Source organism: Microbacterium sp. 2MCAF23 (assembly GCF_052115565.1).
GTDB lineage: Bacteria > Actinomycetota > Actinomycetes > Actinomycetales > Microbacteriaceae > Microbacterium.
The window spans coordinates 206,091-232,329 of sequence record NZ_JBFRGY010000011.1; the positions used below are offsets into that span (position 1 = coordinate 206,091).

21 protein-coding genes are annotated in these 26,239 nt (G+C 71.0%); 12 read left to right on the forward strand and 9 right to left on the reverse strand.

What is annotated here, in order from left to right; all coding sequences use genetic code 11:
• Positions 1-18: 18 nt before the first annotated feature.
• Entirely contained in the window at positions 19-1,308 is a 1,290-nt protein-coding gene (locus tag AB4078_RS12720; RefSeq protein ID WP_441977434.1) for a COG4705 family protein, read from the forward strand.
• A 26-nt stretch (positions 1,309-1,334) separates the two neighbouring features.
• Here AB4078_RS12720 and AB4078_RS12725 read toward each other — a convergent pair whose 3' ends face one another.
• Both AB4078_RS12725 and AB4078_RS12730 read right to left on the reverse strand, forming a co-directional pair.
• On the reverse strand, positions 1,335-1,994 hold the full coding sequence (locus AB4078_RS12725) for a response regulator transcription factor (protein WP_440733001.1): 660 nt from the start codon (positions 1,992-1,994) through the stop codon (positions 1,335-1,337).
• Positions 1,991-3,001, reverse strand: coding sequence for a sensor histidine kinase (locus tag AB4078_RS12730; RefSeq protein WP_441977435.1), 1,011 nt, complete (start codon positions 2,999-3,001; stop codon positions 1,991-1,993). The genes AB4078_RS12725 and AB4078_RS12730 overlap by 4 nt, the downstream gene beginning before the upstream one ends.
• A gap of 222 nt (positions 3,002-3,223) precedes the next feature.
• Here AB4078_RS12730 and AB4078_RS12735 point away from each other — a divergent pair, with 222 nt between their 5' ends.
• The 9 genes from AB4078_RS12735 (at position 3,224) to AB4078_RS12775 (ending at position 15,549) form a co-directional block, all read left to right on the forward strand.
• On the forward strand, positions 3,224-3,313 hold the full coding sequence (locus tag AB4078_RS12735; RefSeq protein ID WP_292718460.1) for a potassium-transporting ATPase subunit F: 90 nt from the start codon (positions 3,224-3,226) through the stop codon (positions 3,311-3,313).
• A complete protein-coding gene (gene kdpA, locus AB4078_RS12740) occupies positions 3,313-5,013 on the forward strand; it encodes a potassium-transporting ATPase subunit KdpA (RefSeq protein WP_441977436.1) in 1,701 nt (566 codons plus the stop codon). The genes AB4078_RS12735 and kdpA overlap by 1 nt, the downstream gene beginning before the upstream one ends.
• Positions 5,010-7,232 carry a potassium-transporting ATPase subunit KdpB gene (gene kdpB / locus AB4078_RS12745; protein WP_441977437.1) on the forward strand — a complete coding sequence of 741 codons (2,223 nt, stop codon included), beginning with the start codon at positions 5,010-5,012 and terminating at the stop codon, positions 7,230-7,232. The genes kdpA and kdpB overlap by 4 nt, the downstream gene beginning before the upstream one ends.
• A 32-nt stretch (positions 7,233-7,264) precedes the next feature.
• On the forward strand, positions 7,265-7,906 hold the full coding sequence (kdpC, locus tag AB4078_RS12750) for a potassium-transporting ATPase subunit KdpC (protein ID WP_441977438.1): 642 nt from the start codon (positions 7,265-7,267) through the stop codon (positions 7,904-7,906).
• 41 nt (positions 7,907-7,947) lie between these two features.
• Positions 7,948-10,644, forward strand: coding sequence for an ATP-binding protein (locus tag AB4078_RS12755; RefSeq protein ID WP_441977542.1), 2,697 nt, complete (start codon positions 7,948-7,950; stop codon positions 10,642-10,644).
• Entirely contained in the window at positions 10,641-11,321 is a 681-nt protein-coding gene (locus tag AB4078_RS12760) for a response regulator (protein ID WP_440732995.1), read from the forward strand. Before AB4078_RS12755 ends, AB4078_RS12760 begins: the two co-directional genes overlap by 4 nt.
• Positions 11,322-11,463: 142 nt before the next feature.
• On the forward strand, positions 11,464-12,969 hold the full coding sequence (locus tag AB4078_RS12765; protein WP_441977439.1) for an APC family permease: 1,506 nt from the start codon (positions 11,464-11,466) through the stop codon (positions 12,967-12,969).
• Complete coding sequence (locus tag AB4078_RS12770) at positions 12,969-13,865, forward strand: universal stress protein (protein ID WP_441977543.1); 897 nt, start codon at positions 12,969-12,971, stop codon at positions 13,863-13,865. Before AB4078_RS12765 ends, AB4078_RS12770 begins: the two co-directional genes overlap by 1 nt.
• Before the next feature lie 40 nt (positions 13,866-13,905).
• Positions 13,906-15,549, forward strand: coding sequence for a phytoene desaturase family protein (locus tag AB4078_RS12775; protein WP_441977440.1), 1,644 nt, complete (start codon positions 13,906-13,908; stop codon positions 15,547-15,549).
• A gap of 288 nt (positions 15,550-15,837) precedes the next feature.
• Here AB4078_RS12775 and AB4078_RS12780 read toward each other — a convergent pair whose 3' ends face one another.
• The 3 genes from AB4078_RS12780 to AB4078_RS12790 all read right to left on the reverse strand — a co-directional run bounded on the left by AB4078_RS12780 (position 15,838) and on the right by AB4078_RS12790 (position 20,015).
• The gene (locus AB4078_RS12780; protein ID WP_441977441.1) at positions 15,838-17,868 is read right to left on the reverse strand and encodes an iron ABC transporter permease; all 2,031 of its coding nucleotides are present in this window, start codon (positions 17,866-17,868) and stop codon (positions 15,838-15,840) included.
• A 106-nt stretch (positions 17,869-17,974) separates the two neighbouring features.
• A complete protein-coding gene (locus tag AB4078_RS12785; RefSeq protein WP_441977442.1) occupies positions 17,975-19,000 on the reverse strand; it encodes an ABC transporter substrate-binding protein in 1,026 nt (341 codons plus the stop codon).
• 157 nt (positions 19,001-19,157) lie between these two features.
• Positions 19,158-20,015: an ABC transporter ATP-binding protein gene (locus tag AB4078_RS12790; RefSeq protein WP_441977443.1), complete on the reverse strand. Its 858-nt coding sequence runs from the start codon at positions 20,013-20,015 to the stop codon at positions 19,158-19,160.
• Positions 20,016-20,039: 24 nt separating this feature from the next.
• On the opposite strand from AB4078_RS12790, the gene AB4078_RS12795 reads away from it, so the two are divergent.
• Positions 20,040-21,002 carry a siderophore-interacting protein gene (locus tag AB4078_RS12795; protein ID WP_441977444.1) on the forward strand — a complete coding sequence of 321 codons (963 nt, stop codon included), beginning with the start codon at positions 20,040-20,042 and terminating at the stop codon, positions 21,000-21,002.
• Between the two features lie 44 nt (positions 21,003-21,046).
• Here the strand turns inward: AB4078_RS12795 and AB4078_RS12800 are convergent, their stop codons facing one another.
• Both AB4078_RS12800 and AB4078_RS12805 read right to left on the reverse strand, forming a co-directional pair.
• A complete protein-coding gene (locus AB4078_RS12800) occupies positions 21,047-22,252 on the reverse strand; it encodes a serine hydrolase domain-containing protein (protein WP_441977445.1) in 1,206 nt (401 codons plus the stop codon).
• 10 nt (positions 22,253-22,262) lie between these two features.
• Positions 22,263-23,669, reverse strand: a complete 1,407-nt coding sequence (locus AB4078_RS12805; RefSeq protein WP_441977446.1) for an APC family permease — start codon at positions 23,667-23,669, stop codon at positions 22,263-22,265.
• Positions 23,670-23,796: 127 nt separating this feature from the next.
• Between AB4078_RS12805 and AB4078_RS12810 the strand changes: the two genes are divergently transcribed.
• Positions 23,797-24,441, forward strand: coding sequence for a TetR family transcriptional regulator (locus AB4078_RS12810; RefSeq protein ID WP_441977447.1), 645 nt, complete (start codon positions 23,797-23,799; stop codon positions 24,439-24,441).
• A gap of 58 nt (positions 24,442-24,499) precedes the next feature.
• On the opposite strand, the gene AB4078_RS12815 is transcribed toward AB4078_RS12810, so the two are convergent.
• Positions 24,500-25,336 carry an oxidoreductase gene (locus tag AB4078_RS12815; protein ID WP_441977544.1) on the reverse strand — a complete coding sequence of 279 codons (837 nt, stop codon included), beginning with the start codon at positions 25,334-25,336 and terminating at the stop codon, positions 24,500-24,502.
• 15 nt (positions 25,337-25,351) lie between these two features.
• Positions 25,352-26,131 (reverse strand): carboxymuconolactone decarboxylase family protein, encoded by a 780-nt coding sequence (locus AB4078_RS12820; RefSeq protein ID WP_441977448.1) that lies wholly within the window; start codon positions 26,129-26,131, stop codon positions 25,352-25,354.
• Between the last annotated feature and the right edge of the window lie 108 nt (positions 26,132-26,239).

The window sequence follows — 26,239 nt, forward strand, 5'->3', positions numbered from 1 at the left end:
CGCTCCTAGCGTCGAAGCATGACGACGACGAGCACTGCGAGAGCGGCGACCGCGGGACGCCTGCTGAACAAGGTCCCCGAGGTCACGATCTGGTTCTGGATCATCAAGATCCTGTGCACCACGGTCGGCGAGAGCTTCGCGGACTGGATCAACCTCACACTCGGCGTCGGCCTGGGCAACACTGCGTGGATCTTCACGGGCGTGCTCGTCGTGGTCCTCGCGGTGCAGCTGAGCCTCAAGCGGTATTCGCCGTTCCCGTACTGGCTGACGGTCGTGGTCATCTCGATCACCGGCACCCTGTACACCGACATCCTGACCGACCAGCTGGGCGTGCCCCTGTGGGTCTCCTCCGCCGTGTTCTCGGTGCTGCTGGCGGCCGTGTTCGGGATCTGGTGGGCCCGGGAGCGCACGCTGTCGATCCATTCCATCGACACCCGCCCGCGCGAGGCGTTCTACTGGCTCACCGTGCTCGTGACGTTCGCACTCGGCACCGCGACCGGGGACTGGACGCTGGAGCTGACCGGCTGGAGCCCCGGGGTCGCCGTGCTGCTGCCGCTCGGACTGATCCTCGCGATCACCGCGCTGTGGCGTGGTGGAGCGAACCCCGTGCTGTCGTTCTGGCTGGCCTACATCCTGACGCGGCCGCTCGGCGCCAACATCGGCGACTTCCTCGGCTCCCCGACGCAGGCCGCGAACCCGGGCGAGCCGGTCGGCCTGGGCCTCGGCACCTTCGCCACGAGCATCATCTTCCTCGGGCTGATCCTGGCCACCGTGATCTACCTCGCGATCAGCCGCCGCGACGTGGTGGAGACCTACGACGCGACCCACGTCTCCCGAGTGTTCACCAGCCCGCAGCGCGAACGGATCGGCCTGATCGGATTCGTCGCCCTCGGCGTCGCCACCGCCGTGATCCTCACCGTCGCCTCACTCGCGCCCCACCAGGCGGCCGCGGCAGCCGACGACGGCGCTTCGACCGGTCCGGTCGCCTCTCTCTCGCCGCAGCAGGTCACCGCGCATCTGCCGAAGGAGGCGGTCGCCAAGTACATCGCGCTCGCGCAGACCGCGACGAAGCAGGATGCGGCGGGCGATACGTCCGCATCGCATGCCACCGTTCAGAAGATGCGCGACGCGTGGGACGCCGACGCGAACGCGCTGCAGGCCGCCGACCAGACCGCCTGGACGTTCCTGGATCAGCAGATGGACGCGATCCTCAAGACCTACGCGATCGATCATCCGGGGGTGAAAGCCGCGGCGCCCGCCGCGCAGCAGGCCGAGCTCGCGACCCTGCTGAAGGATCTCGGCGCCTGAGCCGGGATCGTCTGGGTCGCCGTCGATCAGGCCGGTGTGCCGAGGCGGTAGCCGGCGCCGCGGACGGTCTGGATGAGGTCGCGATCGGTCTTGCGTCGCAGGTAGTGCACGTAGGTCTCCACCGTGGTGAGGCTCTCGCCGCGGGCGAACACGGCCTGCAGCAGATACTCGCGGGAGAACGTCCGCTCCGGTTCGGCGGCCAGCACGTGCAGGAACGCGCTCTCGGCCTCGGTGAGCAGGATCCGCCCCGCGTACGGCGACTCGATGCTCTGATCGTCGGGGTGGAAGACCCAGCTGCCGATCGCGAGGCCCTCCTCCGGTCCGCCGTAGTCGCGGGTCAGCGCCCGCAGCCGCGCGCTCAGCTCCTCGAACTCGAAGGGCTTGACGAGGTAGTCGTTGGCGCCGGCGTCGAGGCCATCGACCCGGTCACGCACCTCGCCCAGCGCTGTGAGCATCAGGATCGGCGTCGCCACCCGGCGCCGGCGCAGCTCGCGCACCAGCTCCTCGCCGCTCATGCCGGGCAGCCGCCGATCCGTGACGATCACGTCGTAGCGCGCGGCGAGCGCCGCCGCCAGCCCCTCCTCGGCGGTCCCCTTCAGATCGACGCGCCATTCGGATCCGAGCACGTCACCCATGATCGGCCCGAGACGCGGATCGTCCTCGACCAGCAGCAGCCGCCCCGTCATCGCGCACCCTCCGCGAGCGGCACCCTCAGCGCGAACGCGGTGCCCTCGGGCCCGGTGCGCACGACCCGCACGTCTCCGCCGTGGCGCTCGACGACCTCCTTCACCAGCGAAAGTCCGATGCCGGACCGTGTGCGTGCGACGTCGTCGGATTCCCGCGCCGTCGCCGCGCCATGAGCGAAGCGGTCGAAGATGCGCTCCGGCGCGATCCCGACGATGCCGGATCCGCCGTCCAGGACGGTGACGCGCACCATGTCGTCCTCGGTCGCCGCCGAGACCACGACCGTCCCGTTCGACGGGGAGTGATCGATCGCGTTGTCGAGCAGCGCGACCAGGCAGCGGCGCAGTTCCGATTCCGGCAGCGCCGCGACGACCGGCCCCGGGACGGCACTCGCCGGGAGCTCGACCCGCACCGAGACCTCGCGCTGCGCGGCAAGCACGGCGAGGTCGGCCGCGACCTCGGTCAGCACGTCGGCGACCACGCAGCTGCCGCGGCGGGCGGGCGCGCCGGTCGCGACGGCCAGCATGTCATCGACCACGCCCGACATGATCCGGGCGTCGGCGCGCAGCGCTCCGACGATCTCGTGGCGGGGGTCGTCCGCGGGCGTGAGCAACGCGAGGTGCTGCGCCCGCGCGTTCAACACGGCGAGCGGGGTGCGCAGCTCGTGACTGGCATCGGCGACGAACCGCTCCTGGATGCGGGCGGCCTCTGCAAGCGGGCGGACCGCGCGGCGGGCGATGAGCCAGGCCGCACCGCCGGCGCACAGCACTGCGCCGACACCCACGACCAGGCCGGCGATCACGAGGTTGGCCGGCTCCACGAACACGCGGACGCTGCCCGGATCGACCCCCGCCTCCTCTGCCGGCCTGGTCTGCCAGAACAGGTAGCCCATAGCGAGCGCGGCGCCGACGAGCACGAGAACGGCCGAGACCCCGGCGACCTGCCAGCCGATCGCACGGCTGGAGCGGCGCGGATCGAGCGGATCCGGCGGGTGCGCACGTCGCGTCATGCGTCCATCATCCCCTGGCGCGCCTCCGGCGGGCCCGCACTCGGCACCGGTCCGTGCGGAAGGTGCATGGATCCCGCAGCGGCGCGTGAGGGAGTCGTGAGGATCCCGATCCGGCGCTCTCAGGACCGGTTCGATCGGATCCGTGCTCGACATCATCTACGTCGCGGGAACGCTCGCGCTGTTCGCCCTGGTCGCACTGATCGCGAAGGGGGTGGAGAAGCTGTGATCGTCATCGAGATCATCGCCGCTGTCCTCGCCGTCGCCGCGATCGGCTACCTCGTGGTCGCCCTCGTCGCCCCGGAGAAGTTCTGATGGGCGCCGCGTCACTCGACAGCGCCGGCCTCTGGCTCGGCGTGCTCCAGGCCGCCACGCTCATCGTCGTCCTCGTGCTGCTGTACCGCCCCCTTGGCGACTACATGGCCCGCGTCTACACCGGCGCCAAGGATCTGCGCGTGGAGCGCGGCCTCTACCGCCTCATCGGCGTTGATCCGTCGTCCGAGCAGACCTGGAGGGCCTACGCGCGCAGCGTGCTCGCGTTCTCCGTCGTCGGCCTGCTGCTGCTCTACCTGCTGCAGCGCGTGCAGCAGGTCCTGCCGCTCTCGCTCGGCCTGCCCGCGGTGCCGGAGGGCCTCGCGTTCAACACGGCCGCCTCGTTCGTCGCCAACACCAACTGGCAGTCGTACTCGCCCGAGCAGACCATGGGCCACCTCGTCCAGCTCGCCGGCCTCGCCGTGCAGAACTTCACCTCGGCCGCGGTCGGCATCGCGATCGCCATCGCTCTCGTGCGCGGCTTCGCCCGTCGCGGCAGCGCCACGATCGGCAACTTCTGGGTCGACCTCATCCGCGGACTGATCCGCCTGCTGCTTCCCCTCGCCGTGCTCTCGGCGCTCGCCCTCATCGCCGGCGGCGTGGTGCAGAACCTGTCCGGCTTCACCGAGGTGCACACGCTCGCCGGCACCGCGCAGGCGATCCCCGGAGGACCGGTCGCCTCGCAGGAGGCCATCAAGCTCCTCGGCACCAACGGCGGCGGCTTCTACAACGCCAACTCCGCGCACCCGTTCGAGAACCCGACGCCGTGGACGAACCTGCTCGAGATCATCCTGATCCTCGCGATCCCGTTCGCGCTGCCGCGCACGTTCGGCCGGATCGTCGGCGACCACCGCCAGGGCTACGCGATCGCGGCCGTGATGGGCACGATCTTCCTGGTCTCCTTGATCGCACTGAGCGCCTTCGAACTCAGTGGCGGCGGTACGGCCACGCAGCTCGCCGGATCCGCTATGGAGGGCAAGGAGCAGCGGTTCGGGATCCTCGGATCCACGCTCTTCGGCACCGCGTCCACGCTCACCTCTACCGGTGCGGTCAATGCGATGCACGACTCGTTCACCCCGCTCGGCGGCATGATGCCGATGATCAACATGATGCTCGGCGAGGTCGCGCCCGGCGGCGTCGGGTCCGGGCTGTACGGCATGCTCATGCTCGCCGTGATCGCGGTGTTCGTGGGCGGGCTGCTCGTCGGCCGCACCCCGGAGTACCTGGGCAAGCGTCTCGGTCCGCGTGAGATCAAGCTCGCCAGCCTCTACATCCTGGTGACGCCGACCCTGGTGCTGGCCGGCACCGCCCTGAGCTTCGCGATCCCGCCGATCCGCGCCGATGTGGAGAAGACCTCGATCCTCAACCCCGGGCCGCATGGGCTCAGCGAGGTGCTCTACGCCTTCACCTCGGCGGCGAACAACAACGGATCCGCCTTCGCCGGCCTCACCGCGAACACCCCCTGGCTGAACACCGCGCTCGGCGTCGCGATGCTGCTCGGACGGTTCGTCCCGATCGTGTTCGTGCTGGCTCTCGCCGGATCCCTGGCCCGGCAGCAGCACGTGCCGGAGACGGCCGGAACGCTGCCCACGCACCGCCCGCAGTTCGTCGGGCTCCTCATCGCAGTGTCCGTCGTGGTCACCGCCCTCACCTACTTCCCCGTGCTCACGCTCGGGCCGCTCGCAGAAGGACTCGTCCGATGACCGTCATGACCCCCTCGGTCCCTGAGCCGGGGCCCCGTGGCCCCGAGGCTCTCACCCACCCCGCTCCCGAACCCGCATCGGGCGACGGATCCGGATCCCCGAAGCGCCCGCAGCGCGCCTTCGGCTGGAGCCAGCTCACGCAGGCTCTACCCGGTGCGCTGCGCCGGCTGAATCCCGCCACTCTGCTGCGCAACCCCGTCATCCTTCTCGTGTGGGCCGGCGCCGCGATCACCACCGTGCTGGCGGTCGCCGAGCCGTTCCTCGGTTCAGCCGCGGCGGCCTCGGGCGGCACTCCCGTCCCGAACGGCTTCACCTGGTCGATCGCGGTGTGGCTCTGGCTCACGGTGCTGTTCGCGAACCTCGCGGAGTCGGTCGCCGAGGGGCGCGGCAAGGCGCAGGCGGCCACTCTGCGCAAGACGCGCACGAGCACGATGTCCCGGCGCGTGGTCCGCTACGACGACGCGACCGATCCCACGGCGGAGCGCGCGGCGACCGAGGAGGTCTCCTCCGCCGACCTGCGCCGGGACGACGTGGTGATCGTGGTCGCGGGCGAGCCCATCCCCGGAGACGGCGATATCGTCGCCGGCATCGCGACCGTCGATGAGTCGGCGATCACCGGCGAGAGCGCCCCGGTGGTGCGCGAGTCCGGCGGCGACCGCAGCGCCGTCACCGGCGGCACCCGGGTGCTGTCGGACCGGATCGTGGTGCGGATCACGTCCCAGCCCGGCGAGACCTTCGTCGACCGCATGATCGCGCTCGTCGAAGGCGCGGACCGCCAGCGCACCCCTAACGAGATCGCGCTCAACATCCTGCTCGCGAGCCTGTCGATCGTGTTCCTGGTGGTGGTGCTGGCCCTCAACCCGATCGCGTCGTACTCGGCGTCGCCGGTGAGCATCCCGGTACTGATCGCCCTGCTCGTCTGCCTGATCCCGACCACGATCGGCGCGCTGCTGAGCGCGATCGGCATCGCCGGGATGGACCGTCTCGTGCAGCGCAACGTGCTGGCGATGTCGGGCCGCGCGGTCGAGGCCGCGGGCGACGTCACCACGCTGCTCCTCGACAAGACCGGCACGATCACGTACGGCAACCGCCGTGCCACCGACGTCCGACCGGTCGCCGGGGTCTCCGCGGAGGAGTTGCTGCACGCCGCGGCGCTGTCCTCCCTCGCCGACCCCACGCCGGAGGGCGCGTCGATCGTCGAGCTCGCCGCGGGCCGCGGCATCGTGGTCGCCGCTCCCGAGGGTGCCGAGACCGTGCCGTTCACCGCGCAGACCCGCATGAGCGGCGTCGACCTGATCGACGGGACGCAGATCCGCAAGGGGGCGGGATCCGCGATCCGCGCCTGGATCGAGTCGGAGGGCTCCGGCGACGCGGCGGCCGCCGCCGAGGCCGCGCGCTTCGCCGACGAGATCGCCGCGTCGGGCGGCACTCCGCTCATGGTGGCCGTGGTCTCCTCGGGGTCGTTGAGCGAGGCGGGCACCCGCATCCTCGGCGTCGTGCACCTCAAGGACGTCGTCAAGGAGGGCCTGGCTGAGCGGTTCGGCGAACTGCGCAGCATGGGCATCCGCACCGTGATGATCACGGGTGACAACCCGCTCACGGCGAAGGCGATCGCGGCCGAGGCCGGCCTCGACGACTACCTCGCCGAGGCCACCCCGGAGGACAAGCTGGCCCTGATCCGTCGCGAGCAGGAGGGCGGCCGCCTCGTCGCGATGACGGGCGACGGCACCAACGACGCCCCCGCCCTCGCGCAGGCCGACGTCGGCGTCGCGATGAACACGGGCACTTCGGCCGCTAAGGAGGCCGGGAACATGGTCGATCTGGACTCGGATCCGACCAAGCTCATCGACATCGTGCGGATCGGCAAGCAGCTGCTCATCACCCGTGGCGCGCTCACCACGTTCTCGCTCGCCAACGACATCGCCAAGTACTTCGCGATCATCCCGGCGATGTTCATGGGTGCTTTCCCCGGGCTCGCGGCGCTCAACATCATGCAGTTGCACTCGCCGGCCTCCGCCGTGACGAGCGCGATCATCTTCAACGCGGTCGTGATCGTCTTCCTCATCCCGCTCGCCCTGCGCGGGGTGACCTACAAGCCGGCGAGCGCGTCGCAGATCCTGCAGCGCAACCTGCTGATCTACGGGATCGGCGGCGTGATCCTCCCGTTCGTCGGCATCAAGCTCATCGACCTCGTCGTCGCCCTGATCCCCGGCTTCTGACGCCGGCCACTGACTCCAAAGGAACGCACACCATGTCGAACCTCCGCGGCACCGTCCGCCTCACCGGCGTCGCCGTCCGCGCGATGCTCGTGCTCACCCTCCTCTTCGGCGTCGGGTACACCCTCGCGATCACCGGCATCGGCCAGCTCGCGCTGCCCTGGCAGTCGAACGGATCCCTCGTCGACGCGAAGGGGCGACCCGTCGGCGGCTGGGCCGGCGGTGACGCGCCGATCGGCAGCGCGCTGATCGGGCAGTCCTTCACCGACGCCAAGGGCGAGGCGCTGCCGCAGTACTTCCAGCCCCGCCCCTCAGCGGCCGGCAAGAACGGCTATGACCCCACGGCCTCGGGCGGCAGCAACCTCGGCCCCAACAACCCCGACCTCGTCAAGGCGATCGCCGAGCGCCGTGCGGCGATCGCGGCACGTGAGCACGTCGCCGCATCCGCGGTCCCTGCGGACGCTGTCACCGCCTCGGCGTCGGGTCTCGATCCGCAGATCAGCCCGGCGTACGCCCTGCTGCAGGTGAACCGGGTCGCCGAGGCGCGCGGCCTGGACGCCTCCGCCGTCCGCTCGCTGGTGGAGTCTAGGATTCAAACGCGCGATGCGGGCTTCCTCGGCGAGGAGCGGGTGAACGTGTTCGCGCTGAATCAGGCCCTCGACGCCCTGCAGCGGTGAGAACCGGCGACGAGAGAGCACCTGCAGTGAGCGAGGCGATGATGGGCGCGAGGCGCGAGGGGGGATCCGGATCCCGCGGACGCCTGCGCGTGCTGCTGGGTGCGGCGCCGGGTGTGGGCAAGACCTACGAGATGCTCGGCGAGGGCCGACGTCTCGCCGAGGCCGGGCGTGACGTGGTCATCGGGATCGTGGAGACGCACGGCCGCGACGCGACGCTCGCCCAGACCCGGGGCATCGAGCAGGTGCCGCGTCGGGTCGTGTCGCACCGCGGGGTGCAGCTCGAGGAGCTCGACCTCGACGCGGTGCTCGCCCGTCGGCCCGCGCTCGCGCTCATCGACGAGATGGCGCACACCAACGCGCCCGGATCCCGCAACGCCAAGCGCTGGCAGGACGTGCAGGAGCTGCTGGACGCGGGCATCGACGTGATCACCACGGTGAACGTGCAGCACATCGAGTCGCTCAACGCCGTGGTCGAGAAGATCACCGGCGTCGTGCAGCAGGAGACCGTCCCGGACGAGGTCATCCGCGACGCGGACGAGGTGGAGGTCGTGGATCTCGCCCCGCAGACCCTGCGCGACCGGCTGTCCGCGGGCCAGGTGTATCCGGCCGAGCGCATCGACGCGGCGCTGTCGAACTACTTCCGCCTCGGCAACCTCACGGCGCTGCGAGAACTGGCGCTGCTGTGGCTGGCGGACGAGGTGGACAGCGCGCTGCGCAGCTACCGCACCCAGCACGGCATCGACAGCGCCTGGCAGGCCAGGGAGCGCGTGGTCGTCGCCCTCACCGGTGGACCGGAGGGCGAGACGCTGCTGCGCCGTGGCGCCAGGATCGCGGCGCGTTCGGCGGGCGGTGAGCTGCTCGCCGTGCACGTCACCACGCAGGACGGCCTGCGTGGTGACCGCCCTGGCGCACTCAGCGCCCAGCGCGGCCTCGTGGAATCCCTGGGCGGCAGCTACCACCAGCTCGTGGGCGACGACGTGCCGGGCGCGCTGGTCGAGTTCGCGCAGTCCGTCGACGCCAGCCAGCTCGTGATCGGGGTGAGCCGGCGCTCCCGGCTCTCCGCGGCGCTCACGGGCCCGGGCATCGGCGCGGAGATCATCCGCCGCTCCGGGGACATCGACGTGCACATCGTCACCCACGCCGCCGCAGGCGGGCGCGGACCGCTCCCCTCGATCAGCGGCGGAGCCCTCGGGTGGCGGCGCCAGCTCATCGGCCTCGCCGTGGCCCTGGTCGGCGGGCCGCTGCTGTCCTGGCTGCTGTTCGCGCTCAAGGCACCCGGATCCATCACCACCGACGTGCTCAGCTACCAGCTGCTGGTCGTCGTGGTGGCGCTCATCGGCGGCCTGCGGCCGGCCCTCTTCGCCGCCGTGCTGAGCGGGTTCACGCTGGACTTCCTCTTCGTCGATCCGCTGTTCACCGTCACGATCGCGGATCCGCTGCACGCCCTCGCCCTCGCGCTCTACGTCGTGATCGCGGTGCTCGTGAGCATCGTCGTGGACCAGGCGGCCCGCCGCGCCCGCGCCGCCCAGCGCGCGGCCGGGGAGGCCGAGCTCCTCGCCGCGGTGGCGGGCAACGTGCTGCGCGGCGACAGCGCCCCCACCGCCCTGGTCGCACGAGCACGCGAGGCGTTCGGACTGAGCGGCATCCGGCTGCTCTCCCCCGACGGCGCGGTGATCGCCGCCGACGGGGAGCCGCTCGCCCGGAGCGACGAGGATCCGAGCGAATCCCCGGCCGGAGAATCCGCCGCAGCAGGATCGGCGTCGGCATCGACCGCCGCCGGGCGCGTCGAGACCGTGCCGGTCGGCATCGGAGCGGATGGACAGCCGCGCGCGATCCTCGAGCTGCACGGGGCCGACCTCGACGTGGCGGGACGCCGGCTGCTCGACGCGATCGTGGCGCAGCTCGCCGCCGCGATCGAGCACACCGACCTGCGCGAGACCGCGAGCCAGGCCGCGGTGCTCGCCGAGACCGATCAGGTGCGCAGCGCCTTGCTCTCGGCCCTGAGCCACGACCTGCGCCGCCCGCTCGCCGCCGCCGTCGCCGCGGTCGGCGGACTGCGCAGTGCGCACCGCCTCTCGGCGGAGGACCGCGCCGAGCTCGTCGAGACCGCCGACGAGAGCCTCGCCACGCTGTCACGCCTGGTCACCGACCTGCTCGATGTCAGCCGCGTGCAGGCCGGTGTGCTGGCGGTGTCGCTGGGCCGGGTGGATGCTGCGAGCGGCGTGGTCTCGGCGCTGGACGAGCTGTCGCTCGGCCCCGCCGATGTCGAGCTCGCCCTGGATCCGGTGCTGCCGGCGCTGCGCGCGGATCCGGTGCTGCTGCAGCGCGTGCTCGTGAACCTGCTCACCAATGCCGTCCGGCATTCGCCCGACGGCGTCCGCGTGATCGTGTCGACGAGCCGCCTCGGCGAGCGCGCGGAGATCCGCGTGGCCGACCGGGGCGAGGGCATCCCCGAGGACCAGCGCGAGAGCGCGTTCCTGCCGTTCCAGCGCCACGGCGACACCGACAACACGACGGGGCTCGGCCTCGGCCTCGCCCTGTCCCGCGGTTTCGCCGAGGGCATGGGCGGTACGCTGACGGCCGAGGACACCCCCGGCGGCGGCCTCACGATGGTGGTGTCGCTGCCGCTCGCGGATGCTGGTTTCGAAGCGCGCACTTTGCCGTATCCGGGCACGGAATACGACCATTTGCGCGCTTCGAACGGCGAGAGCCCCACGACGGACGGAGATCCTCGATGAAACTGCTCGTCGCCGACGACGACCCGCAGCTCGTGCGCGCCCTGCGGATCACGCTCGCCGCGCACGGCTACGACGTGATCGCCGCCCCCGACGGCGCCGCCGCGATCGCGATGGCCGCGCAGGCCCACCCCGACATCGTGCTGCTCGACCTCGGCATGCCGAAGCTCGACGGGATCGCCGTGATCGAGGCGCTGCGCGGCTGGAGCGACGTGCCGATCCTGGTCGTGTCGGGCCGGACCGGATCCGCCGACAAGGTCGAGGCCCTCGATGCGGGCGCCGACGACTACGTCACCAAGCCGTTCCAGATCGACGAGCTGCTCGCGCGGCTGCGCGCCCTCGCCCGCCGCCGCGGCGGAGCACCGGCCGAGTCGTCGGTCGCCTTCGGCGAGGTGGAGGTGGATCTGGCAGCCAAGGCCGTGACGCGCGGCGGATCCCGCGTGCACCTCACTCCCACGGAGTGGCAGATCCTGGAGCATCTGGCCCGCCACCCCGGCGCGCTCGTGACGCGGCAAGAGCTGCTGCGCGAGATCTGGGGCACCGAGCAGATCACCGACACCGGCTATCTGCGGCTGTACCTGTCGCAGCTGCGCAAGAAGCTCGAGCGCACTCCGAGCGCGCCGGAGCACCTGCTCACCGAACAGGGCATGGGCTACCGCCTGGTGCTGGACCCGGCCTGAACCCCCGCTCTGACGAACGAGCGAGACCTCAGTCTGAGATCCCAGACAGCCGCCTTCGAAAGGTTGTTGGTATCGCTCTCGCCGAGTGCCAACATGAGGCAACGGCGGTCGAAGACGCCCGCCACCGGCCTTTGGGAGCCATATGTCCAGCAATCACACCCCGACGTCTTTCGGCCGACAGCTCGTGCGTCGCAAGCCGATCATCTTTCAGCGCCGGCACCATCAGGGCGAGGAGCTGTCCCGCAATCTGGGGACGTTCCAGCTGATGATGTTCGGCGTCGGCGCCACCGTCGGCACCGGTGTCTTCTTCGTCCTCAGCAGCGCGGTCCCCCTGGCGGGACCGGCGGTCATCCTCTCCTTCCTGCTCGCGGCGGTCGCCGCGGGGCTGTCGGCGCTGTGCTACGCCGAGCTCGCGTCGGCGATCCCTGTCAGCGGGTCGAGCTACTCGTACACGTATCACGCGCTGGGCGAGGGGCCGGCGGTCCTGGTCGGCGGTGCGGTGCTGCTCGAGTACGGCCTCGCCGTCTCGGCCGTCGCCGTCGGATGGAGCGGGTACTTCAACGAGCTGCTGCTGCAGCTGTTCCACTTCGAACTGCCGACGGCGCTGTCGCTGACGTTCATCCCGAACCCGGACGGATCCCCGAACGGCGGGTTCATCAACCTGCCCGCCGTGGTGCTGATCGGTCTGTGCATGCTGCTGCTGATCCGCGGCGCGTCGGAGTCCGCGACCGTGAACGCGATCATGGTGTGCGTCAAGCTCGGCGTGCTGCTGCTGTTCGTGGTGCTCGCGTTCACGGCGTTCAACGCCGACCACTTCGCGAACTTCTTCGGGCAGGCGTCCGGGATCAGCGGTGCGGCGGGCGTGATCTTCTTCTCGTACATCGGACTCGATGCGGTCGCCACTGCGTCTGAGGAGGTGCGCAACCCGCAGAAGGCGATCCCCCGCGCGATCATCGGCGCGCTGCTGATCGTCACCGTGATCTACGTCCTGGTCTCCGTCGCGGGCCTCGCCGCCGAGCCCGCCAGCTGGTTCGCGACGAAGGAGGCCGGTGAAGCGGGCTTGGCGAAGATCCTGCTGCATGTGACCGGGAGCCCGGTCTGGCCGATCGTCCTGTCCGCGGGTGCGGTGATCTCCGTGTTCTCGGTGACCCTGGTCACCCTCTACGGGCAGACCCGCATCCTGTTCTCGATCTCGCGTGACGGCATGGTCTCGAAGAAGTTCGAGCGCGTCAGCCCGAGGTTCGGAACCCCCGTCTTCAACACCCTCACGGTGTCGATCATCGTCGCCCTCGTCGCCGGGTTCGTGCCGGCCGACTATCTGTGGGACAGCGTCTCCTTCGGCACGCTGGTCGCGTTCAGCATCGTCGCGATCTCCCTGATGGTCCTGCGCCGCACCCATCCCGAGATCGAGCGGCCGTACAAGGTGCCGTTCGGCCCGTGGGTCGTGCCGATCCTCACTGTCCTGGTGTGCATGTACGTGCTGACCCAGCTGCAGCCCATCACCTGGATCATCTGCGTGAGCTGGCTCGTGATCGTGTTCCTGTTCTACGTCGCCTACGGGCGTCGCAGGGCGACGCTGAACACCTACACGTCCGACGAGGAGATCTCCGAACCCATCCATCCCGAGCTCGAAGACCAGGCCAAGTGATGTACCTCGTCGGCTACGGCCCCCACAACAACGACCGTTCCGCCATCGAACTCGCCTGCCAGTTCGCCCGCTCCGAGCCCCAGCCGGTCCGCGCCGTGTCCGTCGTCCCGCAGGGCTGGGGCACCCCGCTCGCCGGCGGAACTGACCGGGAGTTCGAGGACTGGGCGGCGAGCGAGGGCGAGATCACCGCCGAGGAGGCGCGCGCCGACCTGGCCCAGCACCCCGGCGTCGACGGCACGGCGGTCTGGGTGAGCGGGCGCTCGGTGCCGCAGGCCCTCGTCGAGCAGGCGATGGAGCATGAGGCGCGGATGCTCGTGGTCGGCTCGAGCGGCGACGCCGAGCCCGGCCGCATCAGGCTCAGTTCGAAGACGGACCGGCTCGTGCACTCGTCGCCGGTCCCCGTGGCCATCGCGCCCCGGGGCTACCGCACCGACAGCGGCGTGACCCGCGTCACGGTGGCGTTCCGCGACGACGACGCGAGCTGGTCGCTGCTCACCGGCGTCGCGGAGATCTGTCGGCGCACGGGGGCGCGGCTGCGCGTCGTGACCTTCGTGGTCGCTCCGCCCCGCCGTCCCGTCACGTCGCGGATGGGGCACGCCGAGACCCAGGTGATCGATCTGTGGCGGATGCAGGCGGGCAACGCGCAGCACGAGGCGGAGGGGTTCCTGCGCTCGCAGGGCTTCGACGACGACACGCTCGTGTTCACCATCGCCGAGGGATCCGACTGGGCCCGCGCGATCCGTCGGCTCGACTGGGAGGAGGGCGACATCCTCGCCATCGGCTCCTCATCGACGCACCCGATCGCCCGCGTGTTCCTGGGATCGAGTGCGGCCAAGATCATCCGCTATGCGCCGGTCCCCGTCGTCGCCGTGCCCGGTGCAGCCACGACGGAGTGAACCGGATCCGAGAATCAGCGCGCGACGAACGAGGATCTGGATGCCTGACGAGAAGACCCCCGACTACGACGCCGTCATCGTCGGAGCGGGCCACAACGGACTGACCGCCGCGGCATATCTCGCCAAGGCAGGCCGCAGCGTGCTCGTGCTCGAACGCGACGACCATGTCGGCGGTGCGGCGGTGTCCGCCCAGGCGTTCGAGGGCGTCGACGCCCGACTGTCCCGCTACGCGTACCTGGTCAGCCTGCTGCCGCAGCGGATCATCGACGACCTCGGGCTGGACATCAGCCTCGTCCGCCGCCGGTACTCGTCGTACACTCCGGATCCGCTCGACCCGACCCGCGGCCTGCTCGTCGACCGCGCCGCCGATGCCGAGGGCGCCCGCGCCGATTTCGCGCGGGCCGGGGTCGGTCCCGAGGATGTGGCGGCCTGGGACGAGCTCTACGACGAGACGCGGCGGATCGCGGAGGCGCTGTTCCCGACCCTGACTGAGCCGCTGCCGACACGTGCCGAAGCGAAGGCACGTCTCGGCGAGGACGAGGTGTGGGACGCGTTCATCGAGCGTCCGCTCGGCGACACGATCGACGCGCGGTTCCGCAGCGACCTGGTGCGCGGCGTCGTCGCGACAGACGGGTTGATCGGGACGTTCACCAGCCTCGACGATCCGGCGCTCGACGCGAACCGCTGCTTCCTGTACCACGTGATCGGCGGCGGCACCGGCGACTGGGACGTGCCGGTCGGCGGCATGGGCGCGGTCTCGGGCGAGATCGCCCGAGCGGCCTCGGTCGCCGGCGCGACCGTGCTCACCGAGGCCGAGGTGCTGTCGGTGACCCCGGCCGGTGCCGGCGCCTTCGCGGGCACGGCCACGGACGCGGCGACGGACGTGGCCACGGTGCAGTACCGCCACGGCGGTGAGCTGCGCACGGTCACCGCGCGGACGATCCTGTCGAACGTCGCGCCCGCGGTGCTCGAGCGGCTGCTCGGCGACGCCGGGGACCCTACGGCCGTGGCCCGTCCCGAGGGCGCGCAGGCGAAGGTGAACCTGTTCCTCACCCGCCTGCCGAAGCTGCGCGACGAGACCGTCGCGCCCGAGGCGGCGTTCGCGGGCACCTTCCACATCAACGAGCTCGGCGTGCAGCTGCAGGCCGCCTTCGACCGCGCGAAGGCGGGCGAACTGCCGGATCCGATGCCCTGCGAGATCTACTGCCACACGCTGAGCGACCGGACGATCCTGGGCGAGTCGCTCCGCGACACCCCCGCGCAGACGCTCACCCTGTTCGGCCTGCACGTGCCGGACCGCCTCGTCGACCGGATCGGCAACGACGAGCTGCGGGAGCGGATCCGCACCGCCGTGCTCGCCTCGCTGAACTCGGTCCTGGCCGAGCCGATCGAGGACGTCATCGCCGTCGATGCGGCGGGGGCGCCGTGCATCGAGGTCAAGACGACGCGCGACCTGGAGGAGGCGCTCGCGATGCCGGGGGGCAACATCTTCCACGGGCCGCTGTCCTGGCCCTGGGCCGAGGACGGCGCCGAGCTCGGCACCCCCGCCCAGCGCTGGGGCGTGGCGACTCGCTTCACGGACGTGCTGTTGTGCGGATCCGGTGCGGTCCGCGGCGGCGCGGTCTCGGGCGTCGGCGGGCACAACGCCGCGATGGCGCTGCTCGAGGCCGACGCCGCGGGCTGAGTCGCAGCGTCGTGCCGCCCGCTCAGGTCGTGTCGCCCGGTCAGGTCGTGCCGCCCGCCGCTCAGGTCGCACTCCCGGCGCTCAGGTCGCACTCCCGGCGCTCAGGTCGCACTATCTGCTGTGAAGGGGCCTCCATCGGAGCAGTTTCTGCGACCTGAGCGGAGGTGAACCTCCCCCCGGGTCCTGAGCGGCGGGGAGCCTCCCCCGGGTCCTGAGCGGACGCGAGCCTCCCCCCGGTTCCTGAGTGAGCACCGGCACCGCCGAGCGCGCACCCGACGATCGCCGGGCTCACACGTCGCGGGAGCGCCAGAGCAGCCAGACGAAGTACGGCGCGCCGAGCACGGCGACCACGAGCCCCGCGGGCAGCTGCGCGGGCGCGATGACCGTGCGCCCCACGGCATCGGCGAGGCCCACCAGCACCGCCCCGAGCAGCACCGCAACCGGCACCACACGCGCATGCCGCGCACCGACCAGGGCGCGGGCGGCATGCGGGGCGACGAGGCCGACGAAGCCGATCACGCCGACCGCCACCACGCTGAACGCCGCGAGCAGCGCGGCCACCGCGAGAATCAGCAGGCGCGACCGCTCGAGCTTCACGCCCAGTACGCGCGGGGTGTCCTCGTCGAGGGCGAGCAGATCCAGCTCCCGGCCGCGCAGCAGCACCACGGGCAGCGCGATCAGCAGCACCACGGCCAGCGGCACGACCTGCTCCCAGATCCGGCCATAGGTCGTGCCGCTCAGCCAGGTGTAGATCTTCGGGGTGTCGAAGGGGCTTGCGCGCAGCAGCACGAACGAGGTGAGCGCGACCGCGGCCGAAGAGACGCCGATCCCGATGAGGATGAACCGGTCCGCGCTGAGCCCGCCGCGCCACGACAACAGGTAGACGAGGGCGAACGCCGTGATCGCGCCGACCACCGCGGCCACGAGCATGCCGAACGTCGAGGCCGCTGCGCTGGTCACCACGAGCACGGCTCCGAGCCCGGCGCCTCCGGTGATGCCGAGCAGCCCCGGATCGGCGAGCGGGTTGCGGCTCACCGCCTGGGTGAGGCACCCGGCGAGCGCGAGGGCCGCGCCCGCCGTGACCGCGGCGATCACCCGAGGCGCACGCTCGTCCAGCGCGAACGCGATCTGCGGCGGCGCCTGCCCCTGCAGCCAGAGCAGCAGGTCGCCGGTGAGCAGCGGCGTCGCGCCCAGCAGCAGGCCGGCGATCACGACCGCGACCACCAGCACGGCCGCGATCGCGAGCACGAGTCGGAAGCGCAGCGGCCCTCGCACGCCGAACCGGATCGACGGCGGCCGCCGCGTGGGTCCGGAGTCGCGCAGCCGCCGCGCCATCACCACGAGCACGACGGATCCGAGCACGGTGGTCGCCACGCCCGTGGGCACCGCGATCGCACCCTCGGCGCCGATGATCAGCCGCAGCAAGGCGTCGGCGAGGATCACCACGAGCGCGCCGATGAGACCGGAGGCGGGCAGCAGCAGGGCATGACGGCCGAGACCCGGCACGATCCGCACGAGCAGGCGTGCGAGCACGGGCGCGCACAGTCCGACGAAGCCGAGCGGACCGGCAAGGGTGACGGCGGTCGCGGTCAGCAGCACCGAGAGCAGGATCCCCACGAGGCGCGTGGAGCGGATCCGCACGCCGAGGGACGCGGCCAGATCGTCGCCGAGGGCGAGCACGTCGAGGCGGCGGGCGAGGAGCAGCGCCAACAGGCCGGCGACCACGACGACCGGCGCCGCGCGCAGGAAGGCCTCGAGCCCGAGCTGCGAGAGGCTGCCGCTCCCCCAAGCCAGCAGCCCCTTGGTCTGCTCGCTGAACAGGATCAGCAGCGCCGAGGTCGCGGCCTGGAACGCGAGGGCCAGCGCGGATCCGGCCAGCACGAGCCGGGTCGTCGAGGATCCGGCGCCCCCCGCGAGTCCCAGCACGATCACGGCCGCGACGAGTCCGCCGGCGAACGCGACGATCCCCGATGCCCAGAACGGGACCGAGATCCCGAACGCGGCGACCGCGGTGACGGCGAGATACGAACCCGCCGTCACGCCGAGCGTGTCGGGCGAGGCCAGGGCGTTGCGCGCCAGCGACTGCATGAGCAGGCCGGCCATGCCGAGCGCGACGCCGACGGCGACGCCCGCGGCGAGCCGCGGCAGGCGCGCACCGAGCAGGATGTCGGGGTTCGCCCAGACGGCCCCGCTCGTGCCCTGGGTGAGGTGCCAGCCCGCGGCGGCGACGAGGGCGAGGGCGAGCAGGACCAGCACGCCGACGGCGCCGAGGCGGGCGCAGACGGCGGACGCGGGGCTCGCGCCCGCTTCTCCGGTCATCGCCCGCACATCCGTGCCCGCCTCGGCCGTCGGTTCCGCCGCCCCGCGCGCAACCGGCCTCGCAGGATCCTGCTCGTCCACCCGCATCGAGCTCACCGCCGTCGGCTCACTTGCCGAACGCGGCGACGTACGCGTCGGCGATCTTCTCGGCCGAGCGCGGTCCGCCGAACGTCCAGATGCCGCTCGGGAACGCGTGGATGCGCTTCTCCTTCACCGCCGGGATCGAGGCCCAGGCCGGGTTCTTCTGGGCCGCCGTGATGAAGCTGCCGTTGTCGGGGTCATCGGTCCCGGTGTGCAGCAGCGTCGCGGATCCGACCGTCGTCATGCCCTCGATGTCGGTGCTGCCGAGCCCGTACGCGGGGTCGGTCTCGCCCTTCCACACGTTCGTGAGCCCCAGCTCGGCGCCGATCGCGCCGATCAGCGAGCCGGTGCCGAAGGGGCGCAGCGACACGGTGCCGCCGTCGACCCAGCCATCGAAGTACACGAACTCGGTGCTGGAGGGCTTCGCCGCGGCCAGGGTCTTCTTCGCCTCCGCGAGGTGGTTCTTCATCTCCGTCGTGACGGCCTCGGCCCGTTCGGTGCGGCCGGTGGCCTGCGCGATGAGGCCGAAGGTCGCGAGCAGCTGCTTCACCGGATCCTTCGCGTCGGCGCCGATCGTGACGAGCACGGGCACGCCGTACTTCTCGAGCTGGCCGATGATCGCGTCGTCGCGGGTCTGCGCCTCGACGATGACGAGGTCCGGCTTGGCCTGGAACAACGCATCGAGGTTCGGCTCCTGCCGGGTTCCCACGTCCTTCACGCCCTCGGGCAGCGTCTCAGCCTTGTCCCACTGCCGGTAGCCGGCCGCATCAGCCACGGCCACGGGCGTCACGCACAGGGTGAGCGCATCCTCGACCTGCTGCCACTCCAGCACCGCGACGCGCGCGGCGGGCTTGTCGAGCTTCACGGTGCGGCCGAGAGCGTCGGTCACAGTGACCGGCCCCGTGGCGGTGGTCGTGGAGTCCTTGGCGCACTCGGCGCTCGCGGCGGGTGCGGCGCTGCTGGTGGGCGCCGCGACGGAGGTCGTTCCGCAGCCGGCGAGGGCGAGGGTGCTGGCGGCGAGCAGTGAGAGGACGGCGAGGGGCTTGCGCATGGTTCTCCAGGGTCGGTGGTTCGGGGTGGTCGGACGGTCGGGTACTCGAAGGCAGAGGTCAGGTCGGCGGATCCGGTCGCGGCAGGCCGCGGTCGGGCGTGGACGGACGCTCGCGGCGCGTCGACGGGACGGGGCGCGTCGGCGCGTCCGCTCGCGGTCAGACCAGCTGCGGCTCGCGTGCGGAGCGCCGCGCGTCGTGCCGGCCGCGCGGGATCACGCGCACCCGGCCGTCGTCGTCGAGCGCGGTGTCGATGCGCAGCCCGTAGGCCGCCGACAGGTTCTCGGCGGTGAGCACCTCAGCGGGGGTGCCATCGGCGCGCACGCGGCCGTTGTGCAGCAGCACCACACGGTCGGCGACCGCGGCGGCGTGGTCGAGGTCGTGCAGCACGACGCCCAGCGCGGTGCCGGCGTCGGCGAGGTCACGGATGAGGTCGAGCGTCTCGATCTGGTAGCGCAGGTCGAGATGGTTGGTCGGCTCGTCGAGCAGCAGGATCGGCGTGGTCTGCGCAAGCGCGGTGGCCAGCCAGACGCGCTGCAGCTCCCCTCCAGAGAGTTCGTCGACAGGACGGGCGCCCATCGCGTCGAGGCCCGTGAGCGCCAGCGCCCGGTCGATGGCGGTGCGATCCTCGTCGCGCAGGCCCGAGAAGCGCCCGCGATGCGGATGCCGCCCGAAGGCAACGACATCGCGCACCTCCAGTCCGGAGGGGTGCGGCCGCGACTGCGACAGCATCGCCACGGTGCGCGCGAACTCCTTCGCGTCCATCGCCGCGGCGTCGCGGCGAGCGCCGTCGGCGTCGATGCGCACTGACCCGGCCTGGATCCGATGCAGTCGCGCGATGGCCCGCAGCGCCGTGGACTTGCCGCTGCCGTTCGGCCCGATGAGCGCCGTGACGGATCCGGGTCGGAGCGTCAGCGCGACGTCGTGCACGACAGGTGTCCGGCCGTAGTGCAGCGCGAGGCCTTCTGCCTCGAGGCCGGCCTGCGGGAGGGCGTCGGAGGAGTTCCGATTCGTCATGTTAGGGGAGCCTAACCTATCCTGATGAACGTGTCACACCACCCGTACCGGACCTATCGCACCACCGTCGCCCGCCGCGAGCAGCTGTCGCCGAGCTTCCTGCGGATGACGCTGACGGGCCCCGATCTCGTGCACTTCGGCACGGCAGGGCTCGATCAGCGCATCAAGCTCGTGCTGCCACTGCCCGATGGATCCTTCACCGACGTCGGCCAGTTCGACGAGTCGGTGGGCATGATGGAGTGGTATCGCCGATGGCGAGAACTCCCCGATGAGCAGCGCAATCCGATCCGCACTTACACGATCCGCGCGGTGCGACCGGAATCCCGTGAGATCGACATCGATTTCGTGCTGCACGGCACGGAGGGCCCCGCTTCCGCCTGGGCCTCGGCCGCCGCCCCAGGGGAACCGCTGGTCGTGATCGGCCCTGATGCGCGCGCCGACGAGACCGGCGGGCGGGAGTGGAACCCGGGTGACGCCGACTCCGTCCTCATCGCGGGCGATGAGACCGCGGTGCCCGCGATCTGTTCGATCGTCGAGTCACTGCCCACGCACGTGACCGGATCCGTCTACATCGAGGTGCCCACCGAGGCGGACGCGTTGCCGCTCACCGCCCCGGACGGCGTCGCGGTCCGGTGGCTGGCCCGCGGCAGTGCGGCGCACGGGCTGCGTCTGAGCGCGGCCGTGCACGCCTGGGGCGAATCGCGGGTCGCCGGGGGCACACCGACCGCCGACGTCGCGGACCCGGTCCACGCCCCGCAGCCCGCGGGACCCGAGAACGCCGCAGGAGCGGAGCTGGCGGACCCGAGCGAGGACGACGTGCTCTGGGAGGTTCCGGAGGACACCGTCGGATCCTGCTACGCGTGGCTGGCCGGGGAGGCGTCGACGATCACGGCCCTGCGCCGTCATCTGGTGCGCGGCCTCGGCATCGACCGCCGCTCGGTCGCGTTCATGGGCTACTGGCGCCGGGGGCGGGCCGAGGCGGCCTGAGCCGGAGGACTCGGCCCGAACGCACTCCACCACCCGAGCCGCCGCTACGGAACCGTGTCGAGGGCGCGGCTGACGTCGAGAAGTAACTCGCTCTGCAGTGCATTCCACTCCTCGGTGTCCGGATCCGGCCACGCGGAGAGCTTGACGATCACCGAGTCGGTGAGCGGGTCCAGCCAGAGGCTCTGGCCGTGGATCCCGATCCCGCTCACGTTCCCGCGCTCGTTGCCGGTGCACCACCACTGCCGGGTGTAGCTCCCGTTCGGGAACGTCTTCGTGAAACCCTCGTACGTCATCGCCTCGCGGGAGCCGCCGGCGAACACGCTGCGGACCCAGTCCTGCGACACCACCCGATCGCGCGGGGCGACCCCTCCGTCGAGCATCACCCGTCCGACGCGGGCGAGGTCTCGAGCAGTCGCGGAGACACCACCGTTGGCATAGCCGAAACCGGTCGCGTCGACGGTGATGGTCGCGTCGTGATCGGCGTCCAGCTTGGCCCAGAGGAACCGGGACAGCGCGTCTGCGTAGCGCAGCCCGCTGACCCTCTCGATGATCCAGGCCAGCACATCGGTGTTCGCCGAGCAGTACTGGAACTCGCCGACGGATCCGCTGCCTCGCAAGGTGGTGAGGAACTCGTAGTCGCTCGCCGCGTCGCCGGGCAGCCGCGTGCGCCAGCCCGCGGCGCGGTCGTGCGCCTGCACCTCGGAGGCGGGATCGACGTAGTCCTCGTCGTAGTCGATCGCGATCTCCATGTCGAGCAGCTGCTGCACGGTCGGGCCGTCGTAGACGGAGCCTGCCAGCTCGGGCACATACGCGGTGATCCGGCCGGCCGGGTCGATCCCGCCAGCATCCACCAGCGCCCCGAACACCGTGCTGCACAGCGACTTCGAAACGCTCATCAACAGATGCAGCTGGTCGGGGGCGAATCCCTCGCGATAGTACTCCGCGAGCACCTCGTCACCGTGGAGCACGAGGAACGCGTCGGTGTAGGTCTGCTCAAGCCGCGCGACGAGATCCGGCAGCTGCTCGGTCAGGGGCCCGAGGCGCACGGTCGCCCCCGGGTTCTCGGCGCGCCGCGACACGGTCGCGACCGGCATGAGCTCGTTCATGTGGGCGAAGACCCAGCGGTTGTGCGGGGCCTCCTGCCAGCTGTCGATCGTCGGCTCGCCCACCGGCGCGCCGGGGTATCGCGCCGGGTGCGGTCCAGTGTCGACAAGGGTCGTCGCGCGGCTCGGGGTAGGGTCGGCGTGCACGAGGGCTCTCCTATTCGTCGATCTCTGCGAGGTCGGCCACACTCACGGGCCGAGTCGAAGCGCCTTCGGGGATCTCCCCGTACTCGGTGGCGCTCATGGACGGTGTCGGCCGGCGGAACCCTCGGGTGAGCCAGAGCAGCCAGAGCAACCCGGCGGCGAGCCAGCTGCCGCCGATGATGAGCGCGGTCGGGCTGAGCTGCGTGAGCAGGTAGACGGTCACGGACGCTCCGAGCGCCGGGAGCACCACGTACCCCAGAACGCTGAGCCTGCGCGTCTTCCGCTTGCGCACGAAGAACGCGATGACGCAGATGTTCACGACGGTGAATCCGGTGAAGGCTCCGAAGTTGATGAACGAGTAGGCGACGTCGGTGGTCAGCCCCATCCCCACGAAGCACATCAGCCCGGTGAACAGGATCGCCCAGATCGGCGTCTTGGTGCGCGGGCTGACCCACCCGAAGACCCGCTTCGACAAGACGCCGTCGCGGCCCATGAAGTACAGCAGTCGGCTCGAACTCAGCTGCACGGCGAGGCCCGAGGCGAAGCCGGCGACGATCCCCGCCAGATTCGTCCAGTCGGCGAAGGCCTGCCCGCCGACCTGGATGGAGAGGATGTAGCCGCCCACCTGTTCGTCGCCGGGCTTGCCGAAGTCGAAGCCCGGGTGCACGAGCTGCATGACGTAGGCGACCGCGGTGAACAGCACTCCGCCGATGAGGATGACCAGGATGACCGCCCGGGGAATCGTCCTGCCCGCGTCCTTCGTCTCTTCCGAGAGCGTCGTGACAGCGTCGAAGCCGAGGTAGGAGTAGGCCGCGATGGCGGTGGCTGCAGTGACCCCGCCGACCGTGGTGAGCGGGTTCCAGATCGGCGCGACATAGTCCGACGGGTGGTCGTGCACCAGGAAGACCAGGCAGTACGCGACGAACAGCAGCACCAGGAACACGGCAGCCCCCGTGAGCACCATGTTCACGCGGTCGCTGAGCACCACGCCCACGATGTTGATCAGGGTCGTGAGGCCGGCGTTGACCAGCATCCAGATCCAGATCGGGATGTCGGGAAACTGGGCGTTCAGATAGACCGACTGCACGAGCCACGCGACCATCGGCAGGAACAGATAGTCGAGCAGCACGCTCCAACCGACCAGGAACCCGATCGGAGAGCCGATCAGGCGCCGCGCGTAGAAGTAGGCGGATCCGGACACCGGATAGTGGTGCGACAGCTTCGCGTAGCTGAGCGCGGTCAGCAGCATCGCAAGGGTGGCGACGCCGAACACCGTCGCCGAAGTGCCGGCGCTGGCGACCGCGATCACGCCGAAGATCACCATCACCAGGCTCGGGGCCATGTAGCCCAGGCCGAACGCGACGACCGAGGGAAGCCCGAGGCTCTTCTGCAGATGCGCTCCGGGCGTTGTCTCACTCATCGGACGGTCCCGCCGTCACGGCAGAGGTCGGTGTGCATGCTGTTCCCCTTCGAACATGGATCGGGATTCATCTATTGGGCATAGGACCAATAGTGCTATTGGTCACCAATCCAATAGGTTGTCTTGCATGGTGTCAAGAGTCTCTTCCGGCCCTGCCCGGCAGGTGCGCAAGCCGCCCGGCGAACGACGCGCCGAGATCCTCGCCGAGGCAGCGCGGATCGCCCTGACGGAAGGGCTCGAGCGCGTCACGCTGCGAGGAGTGGCTGAGCAGCTCGGCGTGCGCCCCGGCCTGATCGGGCACTACTTCCCCGCAGTCCAGGATCTGGTGATCGCCGCGTTCGAACTCGCAATCAAGGGGGAACGCGAGGCGATGTTCCCGGGCGATGGCTCGCCCCTGGAGCAGATCGCGCATCTCGTGCACCGGATCGAGAGCCGTCGGGCCGACGACCTCGCGCGGCTGTGGCTGAACGCGCGGCATCTGTCGAGGTTCAGCGAGGACCTGCTCGACTCGATCGAGGAGCAAGAGGCGCTCGACCGGGCCCGGCTCACGGCGCTGATCGAGAGCGGCGTCGCCGCCGGGCAGTTCGCGACCGCCGATGCCGAGGCCTCCTGCATCCGGATCTTCATGGCGATCGACGCCTTCGGCTGCTACGTGAACGATCGTGGCCCGTTCGCCGGAGAGGCGTTCTCCCGTTTCGTGGGCGATGTCGCAGTCTGGACGCTCGACCTGGACCGCGCACGGTTCGAGGAGGCGATCGCCCGCCTGGCGTGATGCCCTGCGCGTTCGCAGCAGAAGCAGATCGCGGCACCACCGAGGTGCTGTCGCCCGCTCAGCCGCCGATGCCCATGCCGCGCTGGATGAGCCGGTCGAACACGCGGGCAGGCAGGATCCGGTGCGCCAGCACGAGAGGCTTCGCGCCGAAGCCGATGCGGTAGCGGGCACGAGGACCGCGAGAAGTCGCCGCCGCCGTGATCGCCCGCGCGACGACTTTCGGAGACGACGTCATCCTGGCACCGGGCACGGAGGTGCGGCCGAGGACTGCCGCCACCTGCTCCGCCTGCTTCCGGTACGCACCTCGGCCGGACGTCTCGAGCACCTTCGCGGCGGCGATGCCACCCCACTCCGTGCGGATGGATCCGGGCTCGATGACGACGACGTCGATGCCGAAGGGGGCCAGCTCCATACGCATCGCATCGCTGAGCGCCTCGACCGCGTACTTGCTGGCGTGGTACCACGCACCCAGGGGGGTCGTGAAGTTCCCGCCCATCGAGGCGATGTTGATGATCGTCCCGCTGCGCTGCGCGCGCATCGGCGGCAGCACCAGCTGCGCCATGCGTGCCAAGCCCAGCACGTTCACGTCGAGCTGGGCCTGCGCCTCGGTGAGCGGCACGTCCTCGAGCGCACCGTAGGAGCCGTAACCGGCGTTGTTCACGAGCACGTCGATGTGCCCCTGCTCGGCGAGGATCTGCGCGATCGCGGCCTGCGCAGACCTGTCATCGGTGACGTCCAGGGCGATGGTGTGCACGCCCGCGTCCTGCAGCCCTGCCATCCGCTCCACGCGCCGCGCGGCGGCGTAGACGGTGAAGCCCGCCTCCTTCAGGTGACGCGCGGCGGACTCGCCGATCCCCGAGGAGGCTCCCGTGACCAGTGCGACCTTCGTTCTCATCGCCACCGCTCCTCCTCAGAGGCTCTTCACCGCACGAATGGCGGCGACCGTGCGAGGGAAGCCGATGTAGGGGAAGCACTGCACGAGCACGGCGACGACCTCGGCCTTGGAGTTGCCGACCTCGAGGCAGACGCGCGCGTGCGGGCCGAGTTGCGCGGCCGTGTCGCCGATCGTCGTCAGCGCGCACAGCACCAGCAACTCCCGCTGCGCGAGCGTCAGGCCGCCACGCGTGTAGAAGTCGCCGAAGCAGAACTCGGTCAGGAATCGCGGCAGCGCCTCCGCGAACGGGGCAGGAAGATCGGCGAGGTCGTCAGCGATCTCCGTGCCGTACAGCGGTGCCTGGATCTCCCGGCCCTTCGCGGTCCGGTCGGTGTCGGCCACCGTCCCCTGATCCGGAAGCGGCAGCGGTATCCCGCGCTCGCGGAACACGTCGTTCGCCACGGCGACGGCGTTGAGCGTGTACGGGAAGCCGATGAACGGGGCCAGCTGATAGATCGCCTCCCGCACCTGAACCGGATCCACTCCGACGTTCAACGCCGCGCCCACGTGCGCCCTCAGCTGCGGCAGCGCCTGGAGACAGGCCAGGACGGTGACCGTGATCAGCTCGCGAGCGCGGTCGTCGATGACGCCGGTGCCGAACACGTCCCCGAAGATGAACCCCCGCAGGATCCCCATCAGCTCCGGATCGTCACCCGGCGCGGTCGTGTCTCGCGGCCCGAACAGCCGCGCGTAGACCTCCTCCGCGGCGGCGGTGCGTCCGCCCTCGTCCACGTTCGAAGCGTCGTTCTCGGCCATGCGGGTCCTTCCTCGCGGGCTCATGCCATCGCTGGACGATCATCCGTCCTTCGCGCCCAGGTTACGACCGGTGCGCTGTTCTGCGGCCCCGCGTCGGCGTTTCCGACC

Bases quoted from the DNA above. Each gene is read 5' to 3' on its own strand.
- kdpB (WP_441977437.1), top strand. From the start codon at position 5,010: ATGACCGTCATGACCCCCTCGGTCCCTGAGCCGGGGCCCCGTGGCCCC.
- AB4078_RS12720 (WP_441977434.1), top strand. From the start codon at position 19: ATGACGACGACGAGCACTGCGAGAGCGGCGACCGCGGGACGCCTGCTG.
- AB4078_RS12785 (WP_441977442.1), bottom strand. From the start codon at position 19,000: ATGCGCAAGCCCCTCGCCGTCCTCTCACTGCTCGCCGCCAGCACCCTC.
- AB4078_RS12805 (WP_441977446.1), bottom strand. From the start codon at position 23,669: ATGAGTGAGACAACGCCCGGAGCGCATCTGCAGAAGAGCCTCGGGCTT.
- kdpA (WP_441977436.1), top strand. From the start codon at position 3,313: ATGGGCGCCGCGTCACTCGACAGCGCCGGCCTCTGGCTCGGCGTGCTC.
- AB4078_RS12820 (WP_441977448.1), bottom strand. From the start codon at position 26,131: ATGGCCGAGAACGACGCTTCGAACGTGGACGAGGGCGGACGCACCGCC.
- AB4078_RS12815 (WP_441977544.1), bottom strand. From the start codon at position 25,336: ATGAGAACGAAGGTCGCACTGGTCACGGGAGCCTCCTCGGGGATCGGC.
- AB4078_RS12770 (WP_441977543.1), top strand. From the start codon at position 12,969: ATGTACCTCGTCGGCTACGGCCCCCACAACAACGACCGTTCCGCCATC.
- AB4078_RS12780 (WP_441977441.1), bottom strand. From the start codon at position 17,868: ATGACCGGAGAAGCGGGCGCGAGCCCCGCGTCCGCCGTCTGCGCCCGC.
- AB4078_RS12765 (WP_441977439.1), top strand. From the start codon at position 11,464: ATGTCCAGCAATCACACCCCGACGTCTTTCGGCCGACAGCTCGTGCGT.
- AB4078_RS12810 (WP_441977447.1), top strand. From the start codon at position 23,797: ATGGTGTCAAGAGTCTCTTCCGGCCCTGCCCGGCAGGTGCGCAAGCCG.
- AB4078_RS12730 (WP_441977435.1), bottom strand. From the start codon at position 3,001: ATGACGCGACGTGCGCACCCGCCGGATCCGCTCGATCCGCGCCGCTCC.
- kdpC (WP_441977438.1), top strand. From the start codon at position 7,265: ATGTCGAACCTCCGCGGCACCGTCCGCCTCACCGGCGTCGCCGTCCGC.
- AB4078_RS12795 (WP_441977444.1), top strand. From the start codon at position 20,040: ATGAACGTGTCACACCACCCGTACCGGACCTATCGCACCACCGTCGCC.
- AB4078_RS12775 (WP_441977440.1), top strand. From the start codon at position 13,906: ATGCCTGACGAGAAGACCCCCGACTACGACGCCGTCATCGTCGGAGCG.
- AB4078_RS12725 (WP_440733001.1), bottom strand. From the start codon at position 1,994: ATGACGGGGCGGCTGCTGCTGGTCGAGGACGATCCGCGTCTCGGGCCG.
- AB4078_RS12790 (WP_441977443.1), bottom strand. From the start codon at position 20,015: ATGACGAATCGGAACTCCTCCGACGCCCTCCCGCAGGCCGGCCTCGAG.
- AB4078_RS12755 (WP_441977542.1), top strand. From the start codon at position 7,948: ATGGGCGCGAGGCGCGAGGGGGGATCCGGATCCCGCGGACGCCTGCGC.
- AB4078_RS12760 (WP_440732995.1), top strand. From the start codon at position 10,641: ATGAAACTGCTCGTCGCCGACGACGACCCGCAGCTCGTGCGCGCCCTG.